The sequence below is a fragment of the Bacillus sp. FSL H8-0534 genome, assembly GCF_038005885.1.
In the GTDB taxonomy this organism is placed as follows: domain Bacteria; phylum Bacillota; class Bacilli; order Bacillales; family Bacillaceae_G; genus Bacillus_A; species Bacillus_A pseudomycoides.
In genome coordinates this window covers 3,463,459-3,477,065 of record NZ_JBBOUC010000001.1, presented here as the reverse complement: position 1 = coordinate 3,477,065, position 13,607 = coordinate 3,463,459, and the positions used below count along the sequence as shown (strand labels likewise).

Sequence of the window (13,607 nt, the reverse complement as noted above, 5' to 3'; positions counted from 1 at the left end):
AGTTTATGTATGGAAGAGCGTTATCATCATCTCCAGAAAAGAAGAGTGAAAAAAAAGCGCAGACGTAGATTGTTTATCTACCTCATTTTTATGTCCTTAATTGGTAGTGTAGGGCTTTACATGTTTAACTCTTACTCTTCACTCATGGAGATGTATAGTGGCTTTACTCGTGATAAATCAAAATTACGTGCGGTAGATGTAGAAATTACAAAAGAACCTTTCAGCGTCCTTATTATGGGAATTGAAGATTATGCAACGGATGGACAAAATGGACGAACAGATTCTCTTATGTTCGCAACAATTAACCCAAAAACAAAAAATGTTTCACTCATGAGTATCCCGCGTGACTCACGTGTTACGATTGCTGGAAAAAATAAAAAAGATAAAATTAACGCGGCGCATGCTTACGGCGGAGAAAAAATGGCATTAGACACAGTCGAGAATTTTTTACGTGTGCCTGTTGACCACTACGTAAAAATTGACTTCAAAGGCTTTAAAGGAATTGTCGATGCCGTTGGTGGCATTACAGTCGATGTTCCATTTAATTTCGAGGAACGATCTGATATAGATTACTACAAGCTGATTCAATTTAAACAAGGACAGCAAGAATTAAATGGCGAAGAAGCACTCGCTTATGTCCGTATGCGAAAGCAAGATCCAAATGGAGATTATGGCCGAGCTGCAAGACAACGACAAGTACTTGCCGCGGTTGTCCATAAACTAAATTCCGCTTCTACAGTCTTTAAGATTAAAGATTTAGCGGAGGTTGTTGGAAAATATGTAAAAACTGATATACCTGTATCCGATGGACTTGCCTTATATAATAAGTTATCTGGATTCGATCCTTCTAACATAAAAACGATTAAATTAGAAGGTGAAGATAAAAAACTAAATGATATCTATTACTTTATTCCAGATGAAATGAGCGTTCAAAATGTTCGTAATGAAATTTTGAAAAACTTAGGACAAGATAAAACAGACACGAATTCTACAACCAATACAAGTTCTAATTCTGATACGAATTCAACAAATTCATCTACTAAGAAAAAAGAACAGGAATCTCCGTCTACGAACGCTAACGCGGAATGGTTAATGCGAAATCATCAGTAGAGATTACTACTTAAAAGAAAGGAGCCGCTTCTTATATCAACAGATATGAGGAGCGGCTCTTTTTTCTACTTATTTTTTATTAAAATATTGTAAAATTGCTTCTACAATACGCTCTGAAGCAAGGCCATCACCATAAGGATTAGATGCTTGCGCCATTTTATCATGTGCTTCTTTATTAGATAATAATTCGTCTGCAAGTGTAAAGATTGTTTCTTCGTCTGTACCTGCTAATTTTAATGTACCTGCTTCAATACCTTCCGGACGTTCTGTCGTATCACGTAGAACAAGAACCGGTACGCCAAGAGAAGGTGCTTCCTCCTGCACACCACCAGAATCTGTTAACATTAAGTATGAACGTGCTGCAACGTTATGGAAATCAATTACATCTAGTGGTTCAATTAAGTGAATACGATTATGATCTCCTAAAATATCGTTAGCTGTTTCACGAACAACAGGATTCATATGAACTGGGTACACAACTTGTACATCTTCGTACTTTTCAACAAGGCGTTTAATTGCACGGAACATATTGCGCATTGGTTCACCTAAATTTTCACGACGATGTGCTGTCATAAGTACAAGTCGGTCATTTCCAAGCTTCTCTAGTACTGGATGACTATATTCTTCTTTCACTGTTGTTTTTAGTGCATCAATCGCTGTATTTCCTGTTACGAAAATACGTGCTTCATTTTTATTTTCTTGTTGCAAGTTCGTTGCTGATTTTGCAGTAGGCGAGAAATGAAGATCTGCCATTACACCTGTTAATTGACGGTTCATTTCTTCCGGGTATGGAGAATATTTATCCCATGTACGAAGTCCAGCTTCAACATGGCCAACCGGAATTTGATTATAGAAAGCAGCAAGGCTCGCAATAAAAGTAGTTGTTGTATCACCATGTACAAGAACGATATGTGGCTTTGCTTCCTTCATTACTTTATCTAAGCCCTCTAAACCACGTGTTGTAATATCAATTAATGTTTGACGGTCTTTCATGATATTCAAATCAAAATCCGGCGTAATACCAAAGATATTCAATACTTGATCTAACATTTGGCGATGCTGTGCTGTCACTGCTACAATTGATTCAATTTTCTCAGGATATTTTTGCAACTCTAACACAAGAGGTGCCATTTTAATCGCTTCTGGACGTGTTCCAAAAATCGTCATTACTTTTAAACGTTCAGTCATTTCAATGCCTCTTTTCTTTCACTAGTTACGATATATGAAAAACTAACATAAAACCTCCCCTTTTGAGTGGGAAAGAGCGTCCGGCTATGCATAGAAGCAATCAGATCCATTAGCTCCCATGCCATGTGAAAACAAACGGAGAAAACGAGTGGAAATCTCCTTTTATTTTCATAGCCGCAACTTATATACCAGCTAATCAACATGGATTTATATAAATACAAATTGAAAAACTAACATAAAATCTTCTCTTTTAGGTGGAAGAGAGCGTCCAGCTAAGCATAGAAGCGGTCAGACCCTTTAGCCCCCATACCATGTGAAAACAAACGGAGAAAACGAGTGGAGATCGCCTTTTGTTTTCATAACCGCAACTTATATGCCAGCTAATCAACATGGATTTATATAGTATTGTTACACTCACCATTATATATTGAGAAGATAAAAGGACAAAAAAAGCGTTCTTAACAGACGGTAGAAACTTTCCTATTACGAATGCTCTTTCTGCCAACGGAATAGTAATCCATTCTATGTTTCTCAACATCTTTCCCAGTATAACAATTTCTCCCATCAAATAAAATAGGTTCACCCATAAGTTGCACATACCTTTCTAATGGATACGTTCATATGCATTCCCAATCGGTTACAATAAACGCCGCGTCCACTTCTGTGATTGCCTCATCTAAATCAGTTGTATATTTTATTTCTTCTCCAAACAACTGCTGCACATGCAAAATAGCTTGCGGGTCGTATACAATTACATTTGCTCCCATCTCTAATAACTCTTTTATAATAAGAAGAGACGGCGCTTCCCTAATATCATCTGTATTCGGCTTAAAGGCTGCTCCTAACACCGCAACCTGCTTTCCCCTCATATCCATTACGCTTCTAGCTTTCCGAACAAGCAACATCTGTTGTTTGTTATTCACTTCAATTACTGCTTTTAACAATCTAAAATCATGCGCAACATTACCTGCAATTTGAACGAGAGCATTTGTATCTTTTGGGAAACATGAACCCCCATAACCGATACCTGCCTGTAAAAAATGGGGACCGATTCGCCGATCTATTCCCATGCCACCTGCTACTTCTAACACATCTGCGCCCACTTTCTCACATATATTAGAAATTTCATTTATGAAGCTAATTTTCGTAGCCAAAAAAGCATTTGAAGCATATTTAATCATCTCCGCACTGCGGATATCTGTAACAAACGTTTCAATTAACAGCTTACTGTATAGCCTCTCTACCTTCTGCGCGATTTCTTCTGTTTCCGCTCCTATGACGATTCGATACCATATGTATCATATGCCGCCCTTGTAGCTTCTCCTGAATCCATTCTTTCATTTGATCGTTCGTACCTACAGGAACCGTACTTTTTGTAACCACAATTATATCTGAATTGGCACACATACCAATTTCATAACAACTATTACGAATATATGTTAAATCTGCCGTTCCATCCGGTAAAGATGGTGTTCCTACTGCTACAAATATGAAATCTGAATGTTTAAATGCCTCTGTTTGACTTGATGTAAATGCTAATCGTTTTTCTTGGACTGCTGCATCTACTAATTGCCCCAGACCAAGTTCATAAATTGGCATTTCCCCTTGCTTCATTTTCGCTATTTTCCCTTGATTTATATCAAAACAAGTAACCGAATGACCTAATGTGGCTAATCCTACTCCAGTAATTAATCCTACATATCCAGTACCTATCACCGTAATTTTCATTAGATGTTCCGCCCAGAATACCTAAGATTATAGTTTAGATATTCTGGGCTTCCCCCTTTCATACTAAAACTGAATATATGTCGATGTCTTTAAGGCACTCTTTTTCCCATACTAAGACATGAAGTTGTTGCTTTTAAATATATAAAAATGAGATAGGATAGCATGCAAGCCCTCACTCCCTATTATATGAGACACCTGCCCTTTCCTTTTTTAAGATTTTGTAAAATAACGCCCTCCAATTGGACATTTTTCTTTACAAACCGCTTTATTACTGGCTCATTTTATATTTCCATATTTTAACGCGAAACGTACGTATTTTAACGTGCAACACTTATAGTAAAGAGAATCGGTCACATCCTACCATCCCTACTAGGAACAGACTTATATGTAAATGTCATAAATCTGTACCACAATTTAAAAACTATGCAATACAAGTTAATGATAAGATATATTATAACCTTCTTGTGCGGCATCGTATTTATTATAAACTTGTCATATATTTTATCTATTTCCAATTACAGTGAATAGAAAAAAAGATTGAATTCTAATCTTTTTGTGATACCATATGTTATGAGCCTGCAAACAATCATCATAATTTTCAGATAACTTGTTCAAAAATTACGTTAAAATATAAAAGGTGGGGTATTAATGGACTCACAAGTGATTTATGCTGTTTTGGCATCTTTCATTACCGTATTAGTTGTTACTCCTTTCGTTATCAAATTAGCATTTAAGATTGGAGCAACTGATAAGCCAAACGCACGTAAAGTACACCAAAAAATTATGCCTCGTCTAGGTGGACTGGCAATTTTCATTGGTGTAGCCGTTGGGTTCTTTGTTAGTGGATTATATGAACAAAGAATGATGTCGATTACTATAGGTGCTGTTATCATTATCATCATCGGTATTTTAGATGATATGTACGAATTATCAGCAAAGGTAAAGTTCGGTGGACAACTGTTAGTTGCCGTACTTATTGTAAAAAGTGGATTATTAGTACAGGTGTTGTATATTCCAATCTTAGGAGATACTGAACTTGGTATCCTTGCATATCCAATTACAGTATTTTGGATTGTAGGTATTACAAATGCCATTAACTTAATTGATGGATTAGATGGATTATCCGCTGGGATTTCATCTATCGTCCTTGCAACATTAGCATATATGGCCTTTACTAGCCCTATGGGTACTGGTGCTGTTATTATTCTGCCACTAGCACTCATTGCACTTGCAAGTACACTTGGATTTTTATTCTATAACTTCCATCCAGCAAAAATTTTCATGGGAGACACAGGTGCATTATTTTTAGGATATTGTATTTCTGTTATATCGTTACTGGGATTATACAAAAGTGTAACGTTATTCAGTTTCCTTGTTCCTATTATCATTTTAGGTGTACCTATCTTTGATACCACATTTGCAATTATCAGACGAATTGTGAATAAAAAACCAATTTCTGCACCAGATAAATCGCATTTACATCATCGTCTATTGGCAATGGGCTTTTCTCATCGTACGACGGTACTTATCATTTACGCATTTGGTATTTTCTTTAGCGTAAATGCAATTATTTTCACTAGCGCAACATTGTGGTTATCCATTATCCTTCTGTTCGCTTTAATCTTCTTTACTGAAATCGTAGCAGAAGTAATTGGTCTTGTGCACGAACGTTACAAACCAATTATTTCCTTCTATAAAAAAGTAAAAAAACGCGAATAATAACTGTAGTATAGCCTTTATTAGTGTAAAATATTCAAATAGCACTCTTTCTTAAGAAGAAAGAGTGCTATTTTTTATTTCCAAAATATAGTTTGTTTGAGAGTTCTTCTATTGGAGAAAGATATACATGTAAAGAGGATAATGAGACTACAATCTTAACTCCTTCTCCATGACTGTTAGACTGAGGGTGAGTATTTTGATGAAGCAAATGTTTCAATGTATTATTATATTTTTAAGTATTACTACATGTTCGGTATCTTATACTGAAGCAGCCGCTAACTCCCCACTTACACATCAATCTACGATTCAGAACGCGGCCCTTCCGCCTAAAATTGCATACTTAACATTTGATGATGGGCCAAACAAATACACATCACAAATTTTAAACATCTTAAAGCAAAAGCAGGGAAAGGCAACCTTCTTTGTAATTGGTGGCAAGGCTTCACATTATCCACAAACAATGAAACGTTTCATACAAGAAGGTCATTATATCGGTCTTCACAGCATGTCTCATGACGTAAAGCGTTTATATACTGGTGATCCATCCGTTTTAATTACCGAAATGGAGCAGGCCCGCTCTATTGTCCGCCATATAGCAAATTTAGATACACACCTTGTTCGCGTTCCATATGGTAGTATGCCTTATTTAAAAAAGAATTATCGTGATGCACTTGTTTCCGCTCAGTACAAAATGTGGGATTGGACAATCGATACATATGACTGGAAAAGTTATCATAATCCTTCTGCTATATTAGAGCGTGTTATGAACCAAAGCGACGAACAAGTTGAAGTTATTTTAATGCATGATTCTAGCGTTACAGTGAAAATTCTTCCAAAGGTAATTGACTACCTTAAGGCGAAAGGATACACACTTCTTCCCTATAATCCTTCCTCTCATTCAGAAGTGAATTTCTGGAAGGACGCAAGATTGTAACAGCTTTAGTATATACTAGAGCTGTTTATTCTTTTTCTCTTCCCACACTTCCCATTTTTGTGTAAAATTTTAAATAGTGACGAAGTTTCGAGGTGAAGAAAAATGAAACGAATGGACCTCATTTATAATGCAATGCAAAAAGGGAATTACTCAGAAGGTGTAACAGCATCTGAACTCGCTACACTTCTACAACTAGACCGTGCAAATGTAAGCAGCGATTTAAATAAACTTGTGAAAGATGGTCGTTTATCCAAAACGGGAACACGCCCTGTCCGTTTCTATTTAGGAGCCAACTCCCACGTGGAAACGCATTCACAAAATAATACTTCACTCGATGCCTTTGCAAGAAAAAACACAAGCCTCAAAATTGCGATTGAAAAAGCAAAGGCTGCTGTACTCTATCCTCCAAATGGTATGCATACATTACTACTTGGAGAAACGGGTGTCGGGAAATCTATGTTTGCCTCTTTAATGCACGAGTATGCAATTGAAGTAAATCAGCTCCCAAAAGATGCACCGTTTATCGTTTTTAACTGTGCGGATTACGCGAATAATCCACAGCTCCTGCTTGGACAACTTTTCGGGATAAAAAAGGGGGCTTACACTGGTGCAAGTGACCAAAAAGGGTTAATCGAAAAAGCCCACGAAGGAATTCTCTTCCTGGATGAGGTGCACCGCCTCCCGCCAGAAGGTCAAGAAATGTTATTCACATTTATTGACCGCGGTGTGTATCGTCGCCTTGGAGAAACAGAGAACGAGCGCCGAGCACGCGTATTAATTATTACTGCAACAACAGAAGAACCAAACTCTTTTTTACTCAAAACCTTTACAAGACGGATTCCGATGACCGTAACGCTTCCACCACTTCGTGAGCGAACGCATCAGGAACGCTTCGCCCTCTTGCAGCTCTTTTTTACAAATGAAGCAATTCGTCTGCGAAAAAAAATTCATGTCAGTCCGAACGCAATGCGTGCTTTCGTCTTTTATCAATGTCCAAACAATATCGGACAATTAAAAACCGATGTACAAATTGCCTGTGCGAAAGCCTATTCTGATTTCGTAACAAAGAAAAGAGATCATGTCCGCGTTTCAAGTGCTGACTTGCCATGGTACATGAAGGAAGGCTTGTTTATTGAAAGAAAAAGCCGTCATCTGTATCAAGTGCCAAACGAAACATTTGTATTTACGAGTGACGAAGGATGGAGCAAACATAAAACAGAAGATTCACGTTCTTCCATTTATGATTACATTGATCATAAATATGAAGAATTACAAGCACGCGGTATTGAAGAAGAAGAATTAGAATTACTAATAGACAATGATCTCCAAAGCTTTTTCGTTCAGTATTTTAATCAAATGTCACAAAAGACAAGTCATGAAAATGTCTTTAAAATTGTCGATCGCAATATTGTTTCTGTATGCGAAAAAATCGCTGAACTAGCCGAAAAACATTTAGCTAAGACATTTGATGAAAAAGTCTTTCTTGCTTTAAACTTACATGTACAGACAACTTTACAACGACTGCAGGGCGGGAAACAAATTCATCATCCGCAGCTGAATCAAATTCGTACGAAATATAAAGAAGCTTTCTCAGTTGCCATGCAATGTATTCAACTATTAGAAGAAGAATTACAAGTAACGATGCCAATTGATGAAGCTGGATTCTTAACGATGTTTTTCGTTGTTGATCCCATTCCTGCTTCCCAAACAGAAGTAAAAGTATTAATTTTAGCCCACGGCAATGGTATCGCAACAGAAATGGCAAATGTCGCGAATGAACTCCTCGGTATTGATGAAGTAACAGGAATTGATATGCCGCTTCATGAATCACCGAAAGATTTCTTAGAACGAGTAAAAGTGTACATGAAAACACTGGGACATATAAATGGTCTTCTCTTACTTGTCGATATGGGTTCACTCGCCTATATCGGAGATATATTAGAGACAGAATTTCATATCCCTGTACGCGTTCTTTCGATGACAAGTACGCCGCACGCATTAGAAGCAGCAAGAAAAGCTCAACTCGGGTACTCATTAGATGCATTATACGAAACCGTGAAAAACTTAACACCGTTTTACCTTAATGTACAAGAAGAAAAGAAAAAGCCACTCGCTCCAATGAAATCAGTCATTTTAACAGCTTGTTTAACAGGAGAAGGAAGCGCAATGGCCATTCAAAAAATGCTTGAAAACTATTTACGATTCGATAAAGATTTAATAGAAATTATTCCGATTAGTATCGTTCATGAAAAAGATTTAACAAAAATGATCGAAAATATAAAGAAAGAACGCAATATGATTTGTATTGTGACAAACTTTGATGTACAAGTACCATGTTTAACTTATCATTTCCAAGATATTGTAAACTACAAAGCCATTCAACCGATTCAAGAATTAATTACCTATGAAGAAACATATGCAAAAATGGCTGATATTCTCGGACAACAAATGCAGCGCGATGATGGGGCACTGATGATTAAAACAATACGGTACGCGCTCAATACAATTCAAGAGCTCATCTCCTTACAGTTAAACCCCGATAGTTTAATGGGAGTTATTTTGCATATGAGCTGTATGATTGACCGGCTACAAAAGGGAGAAAAGCTCCTCCCTTATCCTGATAAAGAAGCACGTAGACAAGATGATTATTGGATGTATATGAAAGTAAAAAAAGCATTGCAACCAATTGAAAATACATTTGAAATACAAATTCCAGATGATGAAGTTTTTTATGTAATGGACTTCTTCATAAAGAATCAACCAGAAAAAAAAGAGTAACGTAAACATGCCCATGAACTTCAAAATTCATGGGCATGTTTATTTACCGGCTCATGGACCTGATATATTCTTTTACCTTCCCACGAATTTCTCCGCTTGCATGTGCTTTTGTATGAACATTTACATATGCATTCGCTTCATCAATTGCCTGCACAAGATTTTCAAACGTCTTCCCTTGCAAAGGTCCCTCTAAATCTTCAGTGGACACCACACCCGTTATCGTTCCTTCATTTACGCTAATTCCGTGCTTCACAGGTCCATATAAAAACACAACTACTGGCCCGGTCTGATTCCCTTTCCCTAAATGAATTTGACAAGATGTTACCTTCTCAATATTTTTCAATATCACCCTATAATGTAGTTTCGTAAAGTCGCTATTAAAAATAAGCTCCGCGACCCCATAGGCTTTCGATTTTACAGGAGGTAATTCATTACCGCCTTTCAGCTTAGCAACAAAATGTTTTGTCATACTAGCAACATTCTCCTTATATAAATTTCAATTTGAATAGCTGGTATCTCTTTAACTAATTTATTGCCGGGACACGATTAATTATGACTCTTTCAGAAATGCTTTTTCATGATGGTTATTCTACTCAAGAAATATTTACAAAAATATTACATAACAATCATTCCTGACAGCACACTGCTTACTATATAATGCTCGTAGATTTAAAATTTCTTTAGGAGGTTCTTCTTGAAAACAATAATAGAAATCTTTCTCGTATCACTCAAGTTAGGCCTTACTTCTTTTGGAGGACCCGTGGCTCATCTTGGGTACTTTCATCACGAATATGTACAAAAACGAAAATGGATGGATGAGCGGGGCTATGGGGATTTAGTGGCACTCTGTCAATTTCTACCCGGTCCTGCAAGCAGCCAAGTTGGAATTGGCATCGGTTTATCACGAGGCGGGCTCCTTGGAGCTGTAGTCGCTTGGATTGGCTTTACACTCCCGTCAGTTCTCGTTCTTGTTTTTTTCGCTTCACTACTCCAGCAATTTCATGTGGTGGAAGCTGGCTGGATTCATGGATTAAAACTTGTAGCAGTAACGATTGTCGCACATGCAATATGGGGAATGGCACAGAAATTAACACCGGACCGTAACCGAGCAACAATTGCAATTATTACTGCTGCAATTGCGTTATTATTTCCAAACGCTTGGACACAAGTTACGCTTATTCTACTTGCTGGTCTTCTCGGTTGGGTCTTATATCGTAAGCATGAAATCCCATCTGCTAGCAAAACACATATTCCTGTTTCACGTATAACAGCTGTCCTTTGTCTCTTACTATTCTTTAGCTTATTATTCTTGTTACCACTATTACGACCATTTTCGCACTGGATTACCATGTTTGATAGTTTCTATCGCTCTGGCTCACTCGTGTTTGGCGGAGGACATGTCGTTCTTCCCCTTCTTGAAAATGAATTTGTATTAAATGGCATGATGACAAAAGAACAGTTTCTAGCAGGATACGGCTTAACACAAGCAATTCCAGGTCCTCTTTTTACATTTGCATCTTACATAGGAACGGTACTAGACGGGGCACTAGGAGCTACTATTGCGACAATCGCTATCTTTCTCCCGGCATTCTTACTTGTCATTGGTGTATTACCATTTTGGGATCAAGTGAGACGCTTGTCTTATGTACAAGGGGCACTCCTTGGCATTAATGCCGCCGTCGTCGGTATTTTACTAGCTGCTTTTTATGACCCTATTTGGACAAGCACAATCATGAATAAAACTGATTTTGTTATCGCTTCTCTCTTATTTTGTCTATTAGCATTTTGGAAAGCACCTCCATGGATCGTTGTTGTTCTTGGTGCTTTAAGCGGTTATATTCTTTCTATTATCTAGCCATACAAAAAGACGGTCTTACTAAACCGTCTTTTCTACTATAGATTTTCAAACGTCTAAATCGCGGCCATGGAAATCAAAAAGTGACCTGTACTCATTTTCTCTCTTGGTTTTCACTTGGCATGGGGCTAAAAAAGGATCTGACCACTTCTATGCATGGCCGGATCCTCTCTCCCATCCAAAAAGAAAGGTTTTATGTCGTCATATATATTAAAATCTCACTAGTTCTATCCCTTCTGGTAAAACACTTTCCATTAAAATTCGTAGCTCCTTCACACGATCCATTACATAAGAAGAACGCTTCACAAGCTCTGGGTCAATGTAAGCAGGGTGCACCATAACCTCTACTGTTTTTCCGTCCTGCACACGCCCTTTTAGCTTAACGAAATAATCCTCCTGCACACCATCGCTATAGAAGTCACTATAAAACACATCAGAAAATGGTCGTACCGCTCGCTCTTGTGCACAGCGACGAATTGGCACGTTATATTTTTCTGCTAATCGCTCCAGAACATCGTGCAAAATAGGCAATGCATGTACATGATGGTGGCTATCTAAATGTGTTGGTTTTAATCCATATGATAAAAACTTCTCAATTTGAGCAGTCCACTCTCCTTTAACCTCTTCAGGGTTTATGTTTCCTTCTCTTACTACACTTTGCTTATGAAACAATCCATCTTCACCTACAAGAGACGGAACATCTGTAAGAAGAGGTTTTCCCGCAGTTAAGACGAGATGCACCCCTACTCCTAATGCCTTATATTCTTTTGCTAAGCATACTGCATGCTCCGTCCCTGGCATGTTCATCATCATCGTCGTAGAATTCACAATCCCGTTTACATGTCCTTCAATAATGCCGTAATTTGTACCTTCTGTAAGACCAAAATCATCTGCATTTACAATTAATCGAATCATAGATTTTTTCCCTCCTGCAAAATGAAAAAAAGCAGGCTGAGTCAGCGCCGCTTTTTACTTTTCTACTTTTTTGAAGAACTGCGGAAGATATTCTTTATGTGCTTCCAACATTTCATCTAAAATTTGTTTTGCTACTTTATCTGATGGTACAAGTGGATTAATTGTCATAGCAAGCAGCGCTTTATGATAATCCCCTGTAACAGCAGCTTCAATTGACGTGCGCTCAAATGATTTAATTTGCTGAACTAAACCGCGAACAGGAACCGGTAAATCACCTACTGCAATCGGCTTTGGACCATCCTTCGTAATGATACAGTTTACTTCAACAGCAGAATCATGTGGCAAGCTTGCAATTGCACCATTGTTTCTTGTATTAACAGGTTGGATATCACCTTTATTATTATAAATAGACGTAATTAAACTACATGCTGCATCACTGTAGTAAGCTCCGCCGCGCTTTTCTAATTGTGGTGGCTTACTATCTAAATTCGGGTCTTTATATAACTCGAATAAGTCATCTTCTAATTTTTTCACCACTTCTGCACGTGTCCCTTTTTCAATAGAAGCTTGTTTTTCTTCTTCTAGCATTTCACGTGTTTTATAGTAGTAGCGATGGTATGGACATGGAATTGCACGAAGTCCGCGAATGAAATTTGGCTCCCAATCAAGTGCAGCGATGTTTTCCATCGTAATTTGCTTTTCCGGATCTGTTACAAGTTCTAGCACTCGGTCCATCACACTTACTCCATCTAAATACACATCTAATCCGTAGACCATGTGATTTAAACCAGCAAAGTCAACATGAACACGGCTCGCATCTACTTCAAGAATCTTTGCAAGTCCCATACGAATACCAATTGGAACGTTACATAATCCAACTACTTTTTTGATACTTGTATAACGAAGTACAGCCTCTGTTACCATACCAGCTGGATTTGCAAAGTTAATCAGCCAAGCATTCGGACAAAGCTCTTCCATGTCTTTACAAATATCCAAAATAACAGGAATCGTTCTTAACGCTTTGAATAAACCACCCGGACCATTCGTTTCCTGACCGATTACGTCATATTTTAATGGAATTGCTTCATCTTTCGCGCGCGCTTCTAATAAACCAACGCGAAGCTGCGTTGTTACAAAGTTAGCATCTTTTAATGCTGCGCGGCGATCAAGTGTTAAGTGAATATCAATTGGTAAACCTGCTTTTTTCACCATACGTTTTGCTAAGTTACCAACGATTTCTAACTTCTCTTTTCCCGCTTCAATATCTACTAACCAAATTTCACGAACAGGAAGCTCATCATAACGCTTAATAAACCCTTCAATTAACTCCGGTGTATAACTAGAGCCACCACCGATTGTAGCAATTTTAATTCCGCTCAT

9 protein-coding genes and 1 pseudogene are annotated in these 13,607 nt (G+C 37.7%); 5 read left to right on the top strand and 5 right to left on the bottom strand.

Going from position 1 to position 13,607, the window contains the following annotated elements:
* Window positions 1–9: 9 nt before the first annotated feature.
* Complete coding sequence (locus MHH71_RS17700; protein ID WP_006096566.1) at window positions 10–1,110, top strand: LCP family protein; 1,101 nt, start codon at window positions 10–12, stop codon at window positions 1,108–1,110.
* Between the two features lie 69 nt (window positions 1,111–1,179).
* On the opposite strand, the gene wecB is transcribed toward MHH71_RS17700, so the two are convergent.
* Window positions 1,180–2,298: a non-hydrolyzing UDP-N-acetylglucosamine 2-epimerase gene (gene wecB / locus MHH71_RS17695; RefSeq protein WP_006096567.1), complete on the bottom strand. Its 1,119-nt coding sequence runs from the start codon at window positions 2,296–2,298 to the stop codon at window positions 1,180–1,182.
* Window positions 2,299–2,756: 458 nt separating this feature from the next.
* A pseudogene (locus tag MHH71_RS17690) lies at window positions 2,757–4,026 on the bottom strand (UDP-glucose dehydrogenase family protein).
* A gap of 648 nt (window positions 4,027–4,674) precedes the next feature.
* Here MHH71_RS17690 and MHH71_RS17685 point away from each other — a divergent pair.
* The 3 genes from MHH71_RS17685 to MHH71_RS17675 all read left to right on the top strand — a co-directional run bounded on the left by MHH71_RS17685 (window position 4,675) and on the right by MHH71_RS17675 (window position 9,457).
* Window positions 4,675–5,745, top strand: a complete 1,071-nt coding sequence (locus tag MHH71_RS17685; protein WP_003202041.1) for a glycosyltransferase family 4 protein — start codon at window positions 4,675–4,677, stop codon at window positions 5,743–5,745.
* Between the two features lie 199 nt (window positions 5,746–5,944).
* On the top strand, window positions 5,945–6,679 hold the full coding sequence (locus MHH71_RS17680) for a polysaccharide deacetylase family protein (protein ID WP_018781276.1): 735 nt from the start codon (window positions 5,945–5,947) through the stop codon (window positions 6,677–6,679).
* A gap of 102 nt (window positions 6,680–6,781) precedes the next feature.
* Window positions 6,782–9,457, top strand: a complete 2,676-nt coding sequence (locus MHH71_RS17675) for a sigma 54-interacting transcriptional regulator (RefSeq protein ID WP_006096573.1) — start codon at window positions 6,782–6,784, stop codon at window positions 9,455–9,457.
* Window positions 9,458–9,500: 43 nt separating this feature from the next.
* On the opposite strand, the gene MHH71_RS17670 is transcribed toward MHH71_RS17675, so the two are convergent.
* Window positions 9,501–9,926 (bottom strand): CHRD domain-containing protein, encoded by a 426-nt coding sequence (locus MHH71_RS17670; RefSeq protein WP_003202035.1) that lies wholly within the window; start codon window positions 9,924–9,926, stop codon window positions 9,501–9,503.
* A 225-nt stretch (window positions 9,927–10,151) separates the two neighbouring features.
* Between MHH71_RS17670 and MHH71_RS17665 the strand changes: the two genes are divergently transcribed.
* Window positions 10,152–11,312, top strand: a complete 1,161-nt coding sequence (locus tag MHH71_RS17665; RefSeq protein WP_033799236.1) for a chromate transporter — start codon at window positions 10,152–10,154, stop codon at window positions 11,310–11,312.
* 210 nt (window positions 11,313–11,522) lie between these two features.
* On the opposite strand, the gene chbG is transcribed toward MHH71_RS17665, so the two are convergent.
* Both chbG and celF read right to left on the bottom strand, forming a co-directional pair.
* Entirely contained in the window at window positions 11,523–12,227 is a 705-nt protein-coding gene (chbG, locus tag MHH71_RS17660) for a chitin disaccharide deacetylase (protein WP_006096575.1), read from the bottom strand.
* 54 nt (window positions 12,228–12,281) lie between these two features.
* Window positions 12,282–13,607, bottom strand: coding sequence for a 6-phospho-beta-glucosidase (gene celF, locus MHH71_RS17655; RefSeq protein WP_006096576.1), 1,326 nt, complete (start codon window positions 13,605–13,607; stop codon window positions 12,282–12,284).